This is a genomic window from Stenotrophomonas sp. SrG, assembly GCF_050031795.1.
In the GTDB taxonomy this organism is placed as follows: Bacteria; Pseudomonadota; Gammaproteobacteria; order Xanthomonadales; family Xanthomonadaceae; genus Stenotrophomonas; species Stenotrophomonas rhizophila_A.
The window spans coordinates 210,714-224,978 of the sequence record NZ_JBNBBE010000005.1 but is presented as its reverse complement, the minus strand read 5'-3'; the positions used below and the strand labels follow the sequence as shown (position 1 = coordinate 224,978).

Genomic DNA, 14,265 nt, shown 5'->3' with positions numbered 1-14,265 from the left:
AAGGTAATCCCAATGAGTTACGACGTGATGGTGTTCGATCCGGCCGTGGCGCCGCGCGAAGCGGAGGCGTTCCTTCAGTGGTACAACGCGCAGACCGAATGGAACGAGAAGCACGAGTACGACGACGCCGCCGTCTCGGTGCCGGCGCTGCAGGCCTTCTTCACCGAACTGGCCGAAGATTTCCCGCCGATGGACGGCCCGCTGTCCGATGACGAGGATGACCGCCCGCAGGTGACCGACTACAGCATCGGCACCCATATCATCTATGCCTCGTTCGACGACGAGGTGGCCGAAGACGCCCATGGCAAGGTGCAGATCCTGGCCAACAAGCACCAGATCGGCTTCTTCGATGTCAGCGGCGACGGTGCGATCGTGTACCCGGACGGCACCGTGCTGATTCCCGGGGAAGAGGAAGAAGAAGAAGGCGACGCCTGATTCTGCAAGCGTCGGTAGCGCCTTTCTCTACCAGAGTTCGCCTTGGGCGGGCGCTGCAGGTACAGCCGGGCAAGGCCCGGCTCTACCATTCAGTCGCTGCGCCAGCCCGGACAACCGGCTGGCATGCCGCGCCAACGCGGCCTGCATCACCTCTGCACTGCCCAGTACATGCAATGCCTGCCGCGCGCGGGTCATGCCGGTGTACACCAGCTCGCGCGACAGCACCCGGTTGTCGCGCCGAGGCAGCTGCAACCAGACCTCATCGAATTCCGAGCCCTGTGCCTTGTGCACGGTCATGGCGAAGGCACTTTCGTGGGCGGGCAACGCGGCCGGGTGGAAGGCGCGTGGCTGCTCCGGGCTGTCGCCGGGGAACCAAGCCAGCATCGCGCCTTCGCGGCTGCGCAGGCACAAGCCGATATCGCCGTTGAACAACCGGTGCCGGTAACTGTTTTCGGTGATCAGCAGCAGCCGGCCGTGGAAATAGCGCGGGCCACTGCCCGGGCGCGCGCTGCCGGCCAGGGCGGCTTCGATCCGCTCGTTCAGCCCGCGCGCACCCTGCGGACCCTCGCGCAGCGCGGTGAGCAGGCGCAGCCGGCCGGCCTGCGCCAGCGCCTGCACCGGATCATCGGCTTCACCCAACCCGCGCCAGTGCGCCAGCAGGGTGTGCCGGTGCTGCAGCAGTGGGTCGACCTGGTCTTCGTGGAACGCCACGCCGGCCAGGCTGCCGCCGCGCAGCAGCTGCAGCGCGGTGGCGCTGTCGCCCTCGCGCACCGCGCGCGCCAGCGGCGCCAGGTCCAGCGCATCGCTCTGCCGGTAGCCGCGCTGCAGCTGCACGCGGCGACCGGCGAACGCGCGGGGCGGGGCCAGCGGCAGCAACGCAGGAGCGGCCAGCAGCGGGCGCAGCGCGGCCGCGTCATCGGCCTGGGTGCCCAGGCCGTCGCCGCTGGCCTGCAGGATCGCGCTGAGCACGTCGCCGGCTTCCACCGACGGCAGCTGGTCCGGGTCGCCCAGCAGCACCAGCCGGGTGCCGCTGGCCACCGCTTCGACCAGCTTGGTCATCAGCGGCAGGTCGATCATCGAGGCCTCGTCCACTACCACGACGTCGTACGGCAGCGGGTTGTCGGCGTGGTGGCGGAAGCGTGGCGAATCGGGAATGACGCCCAGCAGCCGGTGCAGGGTCGCCCCGGTGGTCGGCATGGCCTCGGCCAGTTCGGACGCGACACCCACCAGGCGCAGCCGCTGCAGCGCCTGGCGCAGGCTGTCGGCCATGCGCTCGGCGGCGCGGCCAGTGGGGGCGGCCAGTGCCACCCGTGGCAGGGCCGCACCGGCCTGCTGCGCCTGCGCGGCCAACAGCACCAGCAGGCGCGCGATGGTGGTGGTCTTGCCGGTACCGGGGCCACCGGTGACCAGCACCAGCGGATGGCGCAGCGCCACTGCAGCCGCGCGCGCCTGGTGGTCGATGCCCTCCAGCGCCTGCGGGAACAGCTGGGCGAACAGCGTGGCGAGCCCGCCCGGATCGTGCGCCGGCAAAGAATGCGCGGCGATGCGCTGCAGGCCGAGTGCCAAACGGCGTTCGTATTCGCGGTAACGGCGCAGGTACAGCAGGCCGTGTTCGAGCACCAGCGGTGCATCGGCGGCCAGCACGTCGTCGCTGTCGGGGGATGCCACCCACGGCGATGCACGCAGCTGCGCCAGCCATGTGTCTGGCGAAGGCCAGTCCAGCTCGGCATCCACCAACCGCCGGGGCGCTGCCGGGTCGACGCCGGCGTGGCCCTGCGCCACCGCCAGCGAGGCCAGCGCGGCGGCGGCCAGCACCGCATCCGGCGTCTCCGGCTGCAGCCGGCGCAGGCTCTGCGCCAGCGCATGGTCGAGCGTGCGCAGGGTGCCCTGCTTCAGCAGTGCGTCGAGCAGGCTCATGCCTCACCCCGCGCGCGTGCCACCAGTTCGGCGTGCTTCCCGGGGCCGCCTGCAAACAGTGCATCCATCGCCTCGACCAGGGCCGGGGCGAAGCGCTGCGCATGCACGCCCGGTGCGTCGGCGCGTCCCGCTTCCAAGCCGCGGCAGAACAGATAGCGGATGCCGCCCAGGTCGCGCTCCTGTATGTAGTGGCTGCCCAGCCGGAAGCGCAGCCAGCGGTGCAGTGCCACGGTGTAGATCAAGGCCTGCAGGTCGTACTCGCTGCTTTGCATGGCGGCTGCCAGGCGCGCGGCGTCGTAGCCGGGCAAGCGGTTGGATTTGTAGTCGAGCACGTACCAGCGTCCGTCGCGCACGTAGGTCAGGTCGATCTTGCCGGTCATCAGCCCCTCGAGCTGGCGTCGCGTGCCAAAGCCGCGGCGGTCCGGCACCAGCCCGTGGTGGTGCAGCAGCTGCAGCAGCGCCGGCACCGCGGTGGGCTGCATGGCGAAGTGGAACTCGATCTCGGCCCGCCGGTCGTGCAGCGGCACGCTGTGCAGCGCGCCGCCTTCGGGCAGCTGCACGGTCAAGGTCTGGCCGACCAGCGGCACCAGCACCGCCACGCCGTCGTCCAGGTCGGCATCGGCGTAGCCTTCGCTGCGCAGCGATTCGCGCAGCACCTCGGCCTCATCGCCCGGTGCCGGGTCGCCCGCGCGCCAGTCCGCCCAGCGCGCGAAATCGGTGTTCTCCAGTGCATCGTGCAGCACATTGCCGAAGCGGCTGCCCATGAAGCGCGGGTCGATCTCCGGCTGCGGCTCACCGGGCGCGGGCGGTTCCACTTCCAGCGGCAGTTCCACGCCGGCCGGTTCGTCGGCTGCCGGGGCCGGCGCTTCGGTGGCCACCGCGTCGGTGTCGTGGCCGGCGTCGGCGTGGGCCAGCTGGGTGAAGCTGTACACCCACCAGTCGTGCGGCACCCGCCGGGTGATCGCGCGCACCGGCGGCAGCTCGCCTTCGCGCTGCACTGGCAGCTGCGCCGGGCGTGGCTCCACCGGGCCTTCGATCACCGCGATGTCCGGGTGCGCGCGCAGCGCTTCCAGGTCGGACAGCATCGGCGCCAGCCGCGTCTTCGCCAGCCCGGCCAGGTCGCCGGCCGCGATCCACAACGCGTGCTCGGCGCGGGTCAGGCCCACATACAGCAGGCGCGCGTCTTCAGCACGCTGCTCCTGTGCGCTGCGCTCGCTGGCCGCGCTCCAGGCCTCGTCCTTGTCCAGCTTCCAGTGCAGCTCGCGGCGACCGTCGGCGTACACGGTGCAGTTGGAGTCGGTGTTGCCGCCACCGCTGTCGATGCCCACGAACGGCAGGAACACCAGCGGGTATTCCAGGCCCTTGCTCTTGTGCAGGGTGATGATCTGCACCCGGCGCGCATCCGATTCCAGCCGCAGCAGCTGTTGTTCATCGTCCTGGTCGGCGTGCGCCATCTGCACCTGCAGCCAGTCCAGCAGGCCGTGCATGCCCAGAGCCTGGCCCGCGGCCTGCTGCAGCAGCTCGCCGAGCTGCAGGTAGTTGGTGAGCCGGCGTTCGCCATCCAGCAGGCCCAGCAGGCGCTCGGCGTGTTCGGCGCACAGGTCGGCGATGACCGCGAACGGCCCGCCGCGCAGCCAGCGTTCCCGCCACAGCAGCAGCCGGGTCTGGAACGCGCGCTGCGGGTCGCCGTCGCGCTCCATCGCGTCGATGGAGGCGGCGTTTTCGCCCAGCAGCACGGTCGACAGCGCCGCGCGCAGGCGGCCTTCATCGGCCGGCTGCAGCAGGGCCAGCAGCAGCACGCGCAGCTCGCGGGCTTCGGCGGTCGCATACAGGCTCTGCTTGCCGGCAGCCACCGCCGGAATACCCACCGCGCTCAGCGCGCGCTGGATGCGGGTGGCTTCGTGGTGGCGCCGCACCAGCACTGCGATGTCGCCTGGCTGCACCGGCTGCCCGCGCAGCAGCGCGCGGCCTTCGCGACCCTCCAGCAGCACCTGGTGGATCGCGGCCACGCAGGCTTCGGTGGCCTGCTGGCGCGAGGGGTCTGCCTTGAAGTCAGCACCATCGTCACTGCGCAGCAGGCGCAGGGTCAGCCCGGGTGCCGGCTGGCCATCGCGCAGGAAATCGGCATCGCTGCGGGTGCTGCCCGGCAGCACCGGTTCAAAGGCGATGTCCGCTTCCAGGAACGCGCGCTCGCCTGCGGCGTCGTACAACGCCTGCAGCGCGCGCAGCACGCCGGGGCGCGAGCGGAAGTTGCGGTTCAACGCCGGTGCGGCCTCTGCTTCGCGCTTGGCCTTGAGGTAGGTGTGGATATCGCCGCCGCGGAACCCGTAGATGGCCTGCTTGGGATCGCCGATCAGGAACAGCGCCGGCGCCAGCCCGGCGTCGCGGGTTTCGGGCGAATCGCCAAACACGCGATGGAAGATGCCCCACTGGCGGTCGTCGGTGTCCTGGAACTCATCCACCAGCGCAATGGCGTACTGTGCGCGCAGCTGCTGCACCAGCGCCGCGCGGTGCGGGCCCTCCAGTGCGGCGGCCACACCGTCGATCAGGTCATCGTAGGTCTGCACGCGGCCGACCCGCTTGAGTTCGTCCAGCCGCGCGCGGGCCTGCCCGCGCAGCTGGTGCAGCAGCAGCAGCGCCTGCTGGCGCAGCCACTGGTCGTAGGCATCGGCGGCGTGCCACCAGGTCTGCAGCGCATCGAACAGCGGCGAGGCCGGGCAATGGGCCTGCTGGTCCTCCTTGCAGAACCCGAGCAACGCTACCGGCAGCAGCTTGCCCAGGTGCGAGGTGGCACCGCGCGGCCAGGTGCGCGCCGCACGACCGGCCAGCAGCTCGGCAAAGGCTTTGTTGAAGCTGGGCCGGCGTGCGCGGCGACCGTCGAAGATCTTGCGCTCGAAGGCGTTGGCGATGCTGGCCTGGGCGGCGTCGACATGCGCGTCGATTGCAATGACGAGCGCCTCGGCGGCCACCTGCAGCGCGGAGCCGGGATCCTCCAGATGCTGTTGCGGCAAGGCGGGCAGCAGCGGCAACGGCTTGATCAGCGCCGACAGGTCGCGCGCCAGCGCATCGGGCGCGGACCACAGCCGGGTCAACGCATCCACCGTGGCCGGGTCGTTGGCGTGCACGCGCCACAGGTCGGCCGCCAGCTGGTCGTGCAGTTCGCGTTCGCTGGGCAGCAGCGTGGGCGGGTCGAAGGTATGCCCGCTTTCCAGCGCGTGCTCGCGCAGCACGCGGGTGCAGAAGCCATGGATGGTGAAGATCGAGGCCAGGTCGATCTCATCGGCGGCGGTCTGCAGGCGCTGCGCCAACGCTGCGGGGGTTTCCCGGCCCAGCGCCAGTTCGCGCTGCAGCAGGTAGCGGGTCAGCTGCACCTCGGGTGCGTCGTCGGCGGCCGGTGCGCGCGCCAGCAGCTGCGCGGCCAGCGCCAGGCGCTCGCGGATGCGCTTGCGCAGTTCCTGGGTGGCCGCGTCGGTGAAGGTCACTGCCAGGATCTGGCCGATGCGGTAACCCTGCTCCACCACCAGCCGGGTGAACAGCGTGGCCAGGGTGAAGGTCTTGCCGGTGCCGGCGCTGGCCTCGATCAGGCGCACGCCGTCCAGCGGCAGCGACAGGTACGGGTCGTCCTGCAGCATCAGCCCGCTCATGCCACGGCTCCTTCGTCGCTGAAGCCCTGGAACACCCGGCCCTCGCGGACCGCACTGAACACCACGAAGCTGGTGTGCAGCAGCTGTTGATAGCTGTCTGCGTCGGCGAACGGATCGCGGCCGCGCAGGGCCAGCTGCACCGCGTCGCCGCTGGCTTCGCCCCAGCGGCGTTCGCCGCCATGCCATTGCGCCCAGCCTTCGCTTTCACGCTTGGCGGCGGGCGCGCGGTACAGCGTCCAGGCGGTGTACGGCCCGTACAGCAGGGGCGCGCACATGCCTTCGCGACGCAGCTGCAGCAGCGCCTGCAGCGCCGCCCTGGCGGTGGGCGCGGGCACTGCAGGCAGCACGTGCGGCCCTACCCCGTCGTCGCCGCCGTCGTGGAATTCGACCAGCGCCAGTGCATCGCCGGCGGCGTTGGCCAGCAGCCAGTCCAGCCCATGCCGGATCGCCGCCGGGCCGTTCAAGCTGCCCGCGCGCAGGCGCACGATGCCCTGCGGGTGGATGTCGTCCACCCGCCCATGCAGGCGCACGCCATCGATCTCCACCTCATAGCGGCGGCTGTCGGCGTCGCTGTCGCCACGCCATTGGGCCAGTGCCAACGCATACGGGCGGGTCTGCTCCTGCAGGGCCTGGAACTGGCGTTCGCCCAGTGCGCCGGACGGCAGCAGCGCGCGGGCGCGCAGGCGTGCATAGAGAGGGGTGTCATCGCCCTGCAGGGTCGCCTCGATCACCGCGTGCTGCAGCAGGCGCTGCTCCAGTCCCCGGCCGGCCAGCACCAGTGGCTCCAGGTCGTCGGCGGTGGTCAGGTCATCGGGCAGGCGCAGGCCCAGCCGCTGCGACAGGAACTGCCCGGCGGGATCGACCAGGAAGCGGCGCAGCGCGTCCAGCGAGAGTTCGGGCATGTCCTCCTGCTCCAGCGGCGCCAGTGCCTGCTCGAACCACGCCGGCGGCGCGCGACGCACGCTGCCCAGCGAACCGGCGGCCGGGTGCCACTGCTGGCGGTAGCTGAAACGGCGCGGCTCATCGCCGCCACCGAAGGCGGCCGGCGAGAATGGCTGCAGCGAATGGCGCACGGTCAGCTGCTTTGCCGCCGCCGAGGGATCCTCATGGTATTCGGCGGCGGCATCGATCAGCTCGCTGACCAGCACCGAGGGCTCGCGAACGCTTCCATCGCGGGGATCGGCGCCCATATAGCTCAGGTAGAACACATCCTGCGCGGAGGCGAACAGCTGCAGGAACAGGAAACGGTCGTCCTCGCGCAGCGAGCGGTCGCCGTGGCGGCGCTTGTCGGTACCCAGTTCGGCAGTGAGCTGGTTGAGCCCGGCGGCCGGGTCGCGTCGCGGGAAATCGCCATCGTTCAGGCCCAGCACGCAGATCACCCGGAACGGCAGCAGCCGCATCGGCACCATGCGCCCGAAGCTGATGCCACCGGTGAGCAGCGGCGCGCGCGTGTCGGCCTCGCTCAAGGCGCCGGCGAAATGTGCGCGCACTACCTCTGGCGGTACCGTCCCGGTGAACCCGGCGCGTTCGGCATCGCGGGCGAACTCGTTGACCAGCTTGCGCAGCCGTTCCAGCGCGCGCTGGCTGCTGGCCGCTTCCGGTGCCTCGGGCAACAGCGCATCCAGCATCGCCAGCAGGCGCTGGCGCCAGTGCGCCGGTGTCAGCGCCTCGCCCAGTGCGCGCTGGTAACGGGCCAGTACCCGCATCAGCCGAAGCAGGCGGTCCAGCGCATCCAGCGCGCTGCCTTCCAGCTCCGGCCACGGCGCCACCCCGGCGATGTCGCCGTCGCTGCCGCTGGCATGGCCCAGCAGCAGGCGGTCCAGCGCGAACTGCCAGGTGTAGGCATCATCGTCCGGTGCCTGGTGCTGCGCGCGGTGCGCCGCACTCAAGCCCCAGCGCGCACCGGCGGCCTGCAGCCAGTCGTGCAGGCGGTCGAACGCGGCCGCATCCAGCCCGGCCGCTTCGGCCAGCGGCGCGCTCGCCAGCAGGTCCAGCACTTCATTGAGGCCAAAGCGCGACACCGGCAATCCCAGCAGGTGCACGAACACATCGGCAAGTGGTTCGCCGGTCAGCGGACTGGTATCGGCCAGGGCGTAGGGAATGTGGTCTTCGCCACCGCTGCGGCCGCCGAACACCGCTTCCAGGTACGGCACGTAGGGGTCGATGTCCGGTGCCAGCACCGCGATGTCGCGTGCCTCCAACGGCGGATCGAAGCGCGGGTCCTGCAGCAGCGCGCGCAGCTGGTCATGCAGCACCTGCAGTTCGCGCAGGCGGGTGTGGCAGGCATGCACCTGCAGGCTGGGGTCGTTGCGCAGCAGCCCCGGGCGCAGCGCACCGGCCGGTTGCGCGCGGCGGTGAAACAGGTCGCGCTGCAGGCGGTGCAGCAGGCTGTCGGACAGGCCGCCGTGCGCCATGTCCGGGCGCGCGTCGTCTTCGGGATCGTCGTAGGCCGCGATCTCACCGGAAGGATGCACCACTTCATAGCTGCCCAGCACCGCCATGAAGTCGCGCCCTGCCGCGCCCCAGGCCTGCAGCAGGCGGTTCTCATCGCTGCCATTGCCGAACGGATCAACCGCGCCAGCACGCAGCCGCCCGCCCAGGGTCTGGAGGTCGCCCCAGTAGGAGCGCGTCGGCGTGGGCAGGTAGAAGTGCAGCGTGCCGACCCGCGCCTGGGTGGCCACCACGCGCAGCACATCCGGTGAGACGTTCAAGGTGGCGAAGGCGAACAGACGCGGCGGCAGCCCCGCCGGCAACGGACGGTCCGCGCCTTCGAAGCCGTCGAGATAAGCATGGATGCGACGCGCGCGGTACTGGTGGCCGCTGCCGATGTGGCGCCACAGGATCGCCTGCGGATCCAGCGGGTCGGCGCCGGCCTCCCAGCGCAGCAGCCAGTCGCGGCGCCAGGCCTGGTACTTCTCGAACACCGAGGCCAGCTCCCCGGCCAGCGCCCACGGCTTGAGCGGGTCGGGCTGGGACAGGTACGCCTGCAGCGCGCGCAGCGGCGGCTGCGCCATCAGCAGCGGGTCGGTCAGCGCGGCGTACAGCTTCCAGTGCAGCGCGGCGGCAGTGAGGTCGTCATGTTCGCCCGGCACATTGGCATTGAGCGCACGGGCCACGAACTCGCCCGGGGTCAGGAACGCCAGGTTGGCGGCGATGCCATACTCCGCCGCCAGGGTGGACTGCAGCCAGCGCCGCATCGCCACCTGGGGAATCAGCACCACGTCCGGCTCCAGGATCGACTGCCCCGCCACCGGCTCGCGCAGGGTGCGGGCCAGCAGCGCGGCCAGCACGTCGAGCGAATTGGAGTGGTAGAGGCGGAAGTCTGAAGCGGGGTCGGTCATCGCGGCAGTGTGCCGCAGCCCGGCGCCAATCTCGACCCTCGCCGATACGAGCGGCAGGCCGGTGACGTCTGTGACCTCCCTCACAGATCAGGGCGGTACGCAGTGTTGCGGGCCGGGAACCGCGCCGTGGCGGGGCTTGGGATGCCGACATGCGACAATACTGCACGGTCCAGTTCGGTTTTGTTCAGCCGCCCACCACGATCTTACAACGTTGGAATTTTGTTAATGGCGTCCATGACGGCTTCCGCAGAATCGCTGGTGCAGTTGGAGAACGTGCGAATTGATCGCGGCGGTCGGGCGATCCTGCGCGACGTTTCGCTGTCGGTACCGCGTGGCAGCATCACCGCCGTGCTCGGCCCGTCGGGCAGCGGCAAGTCGACGCTGCTGGCCGCCCTGACCGGCGAGCTGCGCCCCGCGGCGGGCACCGTGACCCTGTTCGGCCAGCCGATTCCCCCCGGCAGCAGCGCGTTGCGCGCGATGCGCCGCAGTGTCGGCGTGCTGCTGCAGGGCAATGGGCTGCTCACCGACCTGACCGTGGCCGAGAACGTGGCGCTGCCGTTGCGCACGCATACCAAGCTGCCGGCGCCGGTGCTGCGCCGGCTGGTAGACATGAAGCTGCACGCGGTGGGCCTGCTGGCCGCAGCCGATGCCTGGCCGCGCGAGCTGTCCGGCGGCATGGCGCGCCGGGTGGCGCTGGCGCGCGCGCTGGCACTGGACCCGCCGCTGATGATCTACGACGAACCGCTGACCGGGCTGGACCCGATCGCCAGCGGCGTGATCATGAGCCTGATCCAACGCCTCAACCACAGCCTGGGCCTGACCAGCATCATCGTCAGCCACCATGTGCACGAGACCTTGCCGATCTGCGACCAGGTGATCGCCATTGCCAATGGCGGCGTGGTCTTCCAGGGCAGCCCGGCCGCGCTGGAGTCCAGCCAGGACCCGCTGCTGCGCCAGTTCCTGCACGGACAGCCGGACGGCCCGATCCCGTTCGATGCCGCGCCCCGCGCGAAGGTGGCCTGATGCCGTTCGTTGAAAGCACCCGTTCACTGGGCCGGGCCGGCCTGTTCTCGCTGACCGTGCTGCGCGGATCGCTGCCGACCGCCGATTTCCTGGCCGAGCTGACGCGCGAGATCTACAAGGTGGGCGCGCGTTCGCTGCCGATCATCGCGGTGGGCGGTGCCTTCGTGGGCCTGGTGCTGACTCTGCAGGGCTACCGCACGCTCACCACGTTCGGCGCCGCAGATGCGCTGTCCACCCTGCTGGGCCTGTCGCTGTACCGCGAACTGGCACCGGTGCTGACCGCGCTGCTGTTCATTGGCCGCGCCGGCAGCTCGATTGCCGCCGAGCTGGGGCTGATGCGCGCCACCGACCAGATCAAGGCGCTGGAGCTGATGGCGATCGACCCGGTGGCCAAGGTGGTGGCACCGCGCTTCTGGGCGGCGGTGCTCACCGTGCCCCTGCTCACCGGCATCTTCTGTTCGCTGGCGATCAGCGCCAGCTACTTCGAAGCCGTGCACGTGCTGGGCCTGGACAACGGCGTGTTCTGGTCGGCGCTGAGCAACAGCGTGGATTTCTGGGACGATTTCGGCGTGGCAATGCTGAAGTCGGCCATTTTCGGCGGCACCGCCGCGCTGGTGGCGTCGTACGTGGGCTTCCACGCCGAGCCGACCATCGAGGGCACGTCGGTGGCCACCACCCGCGCGGTGGTGAACGCCTCGCTGCTGGTGCTGATGTTCAACTTCGTGCTGTCGGCCATGATGTTCCGCTGACCCGCAACCCCCTTTGATCAGATACGGTGAGATGAACATGGCCATCCGCGGTCCCAGACTCGAATTTTCCGTCGGCGCGTTCCTGCTGCTGGCGCTGGCCTCGCTGCTGGTGCTGGCGATGGCATCGACCAACCAGCGCTGGGGCTTCGGCAGCGAGGGCTATGAGCTCAAGGCGCGCTTCACCCAGATCGGCCAGCTGCGCAAGCAGGCGCCGGTGAAGATCGGCGGCGTGGTGGTGGGCCAGGTGGGCAACATCGACCTGGACCCGGTCCGCTTCGATTCGATCGTCACCCTGAAGCTGGACCCGAAGTTCAAGGACCTGCCGGCCGACACCTCCGCCGGCATATTCACCAGCGGTTTGCTCGGCGAAAGCTATATCGGACTACAACCGGGCGGTGACCCGGAGGTGCTCAAGTCCGGTGACGAGATCGTCTTCACCCAGCCGGCCGTGGACCTGATCCAGATGGTTGGCAAGTACATGTTCAGCGGCCCGGGCAATGCCGGCGCCGCTTCCCAGGAAGCTCCCGGCGCGGAAGCGCCGGCAACGGAACCGCAGAAATGAAAAAGACCCTGATTCCGGCGCTGCTCGCTTCGGCCCTGCTCGCCACCCTGCCCTCGCTGTCGTTTGCCCAGGCCGCCCCGGCCACCGCCGCCGCGCCGCAGAGCCAGGCCGGCAAGGTGGTGCTGGATGCCAGCACCCGCATCCTGAACACCCTGCAGCAGCGCCGTGCGGAGTTCAGCAAGAACCCGACCGCGCTGCGCAGCTATATCGACAGCGAGCTCAACCGCACCTTCGACCGTGATTACGCGGCGCGCCTGGTGCTGGGTTCCAACGCGCGCACGGCTTCGGACGCGGACGTGAAGCTGTTCGCCGATGCCATGGCCGACAACCTGATGCAGCGCTACGGTTCGGCCCTGCTGACCATCCAGGGCAAGCCGAGCTTCCGCCTGAAGGGCGAGCAGCCGCTGCCGGGCAACCGCGGGGTCAAGGTATCGACCGAGCTGCTGCGTGCCGGCAGCGAGTCGACCCCGGTCGAGTACCTGATGCGCAACGTCAACGGCCAGTGGAAGATCTTCGACGTCAATATCGAAGGCATTTCCTACGTGCAGACCTTCCGTACCCAGTTCGACGGCCCGCTGCGCCAGAAGGGCATCCAGGAAGTGGCCAAGGAACTGCGGGGCGGTACCCTGCAGGCCGGGCCGGCCGGTAATGGCAAGTAACGCCACCGTGCAGCTCGACGGTCCGCGCGCCCGGTTCACCGGCGTGCTGGACCGCGATGCGGTCGTGGCGTTGTGGCCGCAGCTGAAGGCCCTCCCCGACAGCATCTCCCAGCTCGACCTGGCGGCGGTGGAGGGCGTGGACAGCGCCGGCCTGGCCCTGCTGGCCGAGCTGTCGGCGCGCGCGCGCGCGAACGGGCGTACGCTGGTTCTCAACGGTACCCCTCCTGGTTTCACCGAACTCAGCGCCGCCTATCGGCTGGCGCCGTCCCTGGATTTCAATGCCCCTTCTGCCGCGAGCTGACATGAACGTCATACGCACCGCCTCCCTTCTCCTGCTGGCCTTGGCGCTGAGTGCCTGTGCAGCCAAGCCGGCCCGCGACAGTGCGCCCGCCAGCGTGGCGGTAGCGCCCGCCTCCGCACCGGCGGCTCCCGCAGCGTCCGACAGCGCCGCCGATGCAGCGACCTCGCCGACCGTCGCCAGCCCTGCGGCACCCGTGGCCGCCGTTGATTCCGCCCAAGGTGATGGCGCGCCCGTGGCGGCCGCCACGGAGGTCGCGCCGACGGGTGCCGAGGACGACTTCGCCGCGCTGTACGGCGGTCCGGCGCCGACCGCCGACGGTGCCGAACCGGGTCGCTCGCCGTACGACCCGTGGGAAGGCTTCAACCGCCGCGTGCACGCGTTCAACAACGTGGTCGACCGCGCGGTCGCGCGCCCGCTGGCCACCGCTTACGTGAATGTCGTGCCGCGCTTCGCACGCACCGGCGTGACCAACTTCTTCAGCAACCTGCGCGCGCCGGTGACCATCACCAACCAGCTGCTGCAGGGCCGCCCCGGGGATGCCTGGGACAGCCTGGGCCGGTTCGTGATGAACTCCACGCTGGGCATCGGTGGTCTCTTCGACCCGGCCAGCCGCGCGCTGGTACCGCGCCGCAGCGAGGACTTCGGCCAGACCCTGGGCGCCTGGGGCTGGCGCAGCTCGCGCTACGTGGAGCTGCCGTTCTTCGGCCCGCGTACCGTGCGCGACGTGTTCGGCCTGGCTGGCGACATTCCGCTGTCGCCGATCCGCACGATCGAGGAAGACAAGGTCCGCATCCCCCTGCAGGGCCTGCAGTTGGTGGACATGCGCTCGCAGCTGCTGGCACTGGATGACATCCGCGATGGCGCCGTGGACGAGTACGCGCTGACCCGCGATGCCTGGCTGCAGCGCCGCAACTACCAGATCCAGAACGACCTGCGCGGCCGCCGTGACCGCGGCAAGGACGCGGACGACGCGCCGATCCCGGTCGACGCGATGCCGATGCCCAACTGGGGCAACTGATCAAAAGAAAAACCCCGCTCTCGCGGGGTTTTTTTTTCAGGCGGCGAGTGCGGCGTCGATGGCCGCGACCAGGCGGGCGTCGTCGGCCGGCACGTCGGGGGCGAAGCGGGCGACGACCTTGCCGTCGCGGCCCACCAGGAACTTCTCGAAGTTCCACAGCACGCCGGGGGCCGGGTTGACGACCAGGTCCGGGTACTTGGCGACCGCACCCTGCAGCTTCTCGCGCATCGGACCTTCGCCGGTGGCGGCCGGCTGGGCCTGGGTGAGCTGCTGGTACAGCGGGTGGATGTCATCGCCGGCCACGCTGATCTTGGCGAACATCGGGAAGCTCACGTTGTATTCCAGCTGGCAGAACTGCTGGATGTCAGCGTCGCTGCCCGGCTCCTGGGCCAGGAAATTGTTGGCCGGGAAGCCCAGCACTTCCAGGCCGGCAGCCTGCTTGTCGGCATACAGTGCCTGCAGGCCTTCGTACTGCGGGGTCAGCCCACACTTGGAGGCGACATTGACCACCAGCAGCACCTTGCCGCGGTAGTCGGCCAGCGAACTGGACTGGCCTTCAATGGTGGAAACGGGAATGTCGTAGACGGTCTGGCTCACGGGAAATCCTGTGCGAAGT

11 protein-coding genes are annotated in these 14,265 nt (G+C 70.1%); 7 read left to right on the top strand and 4 right to left on the bottom strand.

The window, feature by feature from the left end; translation table 11 throughout:
• Positions 1-12: 12 nt before the first annotated feature.
• Complete coding sequence (locus ACQG3P_RS06955) at positions 13-435, top strand: hypothetical protein (protein WP_306990362.1); 423 nt, start codon at positions 13-15, stop codon at positions 433-435.
• 27 nt (positions 436-462) lie between these two features.
• On the opposite strand, the gene recD is transcribed toward ACQG3P_RS06955, so the two are convergent.
• The 3 genes from recD to recC are packed head-to-tail and all read right to left on the bottom strand — an operon-like array spanning position 463 to position 9,337.
• A complete protein-coding gene (recD, locus tag ACQG3P_RS06950; RefSeq protein WP_426804612.1) occupies positions 463-2,352 on the bottom strand; it encodes an exodeoxyribonuclease V subunit alpha in 1,890 nt (629 codons plus the stop codon).
• On the bottom strand, positions 2,349-5,996 hold the full coding sequence (gene recB / locus ACQG3P_RS06945; RefSeq protein ID WP_426804611.1) for an exodeoxyribonuclease V subunit beta: 3,648 nt from the start codon (positions 5,994-5,996) through the stop codon (positions 2,349-2,351). Before recB ends, recD begins: the two co-directional genes overlap by 4 nt.
• Entirely contained in the window at positions 5,993-9,337 is a 3,345-nt protein-coding gene (recC, locus tag ACQG3P_RS06940) for an exodeoxyribonuclease V subunit gamma (RefSeq protein ID WP_426804610.1), read from the bottom strand. Before recC ends, recB begins: the two co-directional genes overlap by 4 nt.
• Positions 9,338-9,571: 234 nt before the next feature.
• Between recC and ACQG3P_RS06935 the strand changes: the two genes are divergently transcribed.
• From ACQG3P_RS06935 to ACQG3P_RS06910, 6 genes are read left to right on the top strand one after another with little or no spacing between them, the layout of a single operon-like run.
• The gene (locus ACQG3P_RS06935; protein WP_426804609.1) at positions 9,572-10,360 is read left to right on the top strand and encodes an ABC transporter ATP-binding protein; all 789 of its coding nucleotides are present in this window, start codon (positions 9,572-9,574) and stop codon (positions 10,358-10,360) included.
• Positions 10,360-11,109 (top strand): MlaE family lipid ABC transporter permease subunit, encoded by a 750-nt coding sequence (locus ACQG3P_RS06930; RefSeq protein WP_068847974.1) that lies wholly within the window; start codon positions 10,360-10,362, stop codon positions 11,107-11,109. Before ACQG3P_RS06935 ends, ACQG3P_RS06930 begins: the two co-directional genes overlap by 1 nt.
• A 37-nt stretch (positions 11,110-11,146) precedes the next feature.
• Positions 11,147-11,671, top strand: a complete 525-nt coding sequence (gene mlaD, locus ACQG3P_RS06925; RefSeq protein WP_068854468.1) for an outer membrane lipid asymmetry maintenance protein MlaD — start codon at positions 11,147-11,149, stop codon at positions 11,669-11,671.
• Entirely contained in the window at positions 11,668-12,330 is a 663-nt protein-coding gene (locus ACQG3P_RS06920) for an MlaC/ttg2D family ABC transporter substrate-binding protein (RefSeq protein ID WP_068847976.1), read from the top strand. Before mlaD ends, ACQG3P_RS06920 begins: the two co-directional genes overlap by 4 nt.
• Positions 12,320-12,631 carry an STAS domain-containing protein gene (locus tag ACQG3P_RS06915; protein WP_068847978.1) on the top strand — a complete coding sequence of 104 codons (312 nt, stop codon included), beginning with the start codon at positions 12,320-12,322 and terminating at the stop codon, positions 12,629-12,631. Before ACQG3P_RS06920 ends, ACQG3P_RS06915 begins: the two co-directional genes overlap by 11 nt.
• A gap of 1 nt (position 12,632) precedes the next feature.
• Positions 12,633-13,649, top strand: a complete 1,017-nt coding sequence (locus tag ACQG3P_RS06910) for an MlaA family lipoprotein (RefSeq protein ID WP_210132866.1) — start codon at positions 12,633-12,635, stop codon at positions 13,647-13,649.
• Between the two features lie 36 nt (positions 13,650-13,685).
• Here ACQG3P_RS06910 and ACQG3P_RS06905 read toward each other — a convergent pair whose 3' ends face one another.
• Positions 13,686-14,246 carry a glutathione peroxidase gene (locus ACQG3P_RS06905; RefSeq protein ID WP_426804608.1) on the bottom strand — a complete coding sequence of 187 codons (561 nt, stop codon included), beginning with the start codon at positions 14,244-14,246 and terminating at the stop codon, positions 13,686-13,688.
• Positions 14,247-14,265 lie beyond the last annotated feature (19 nt).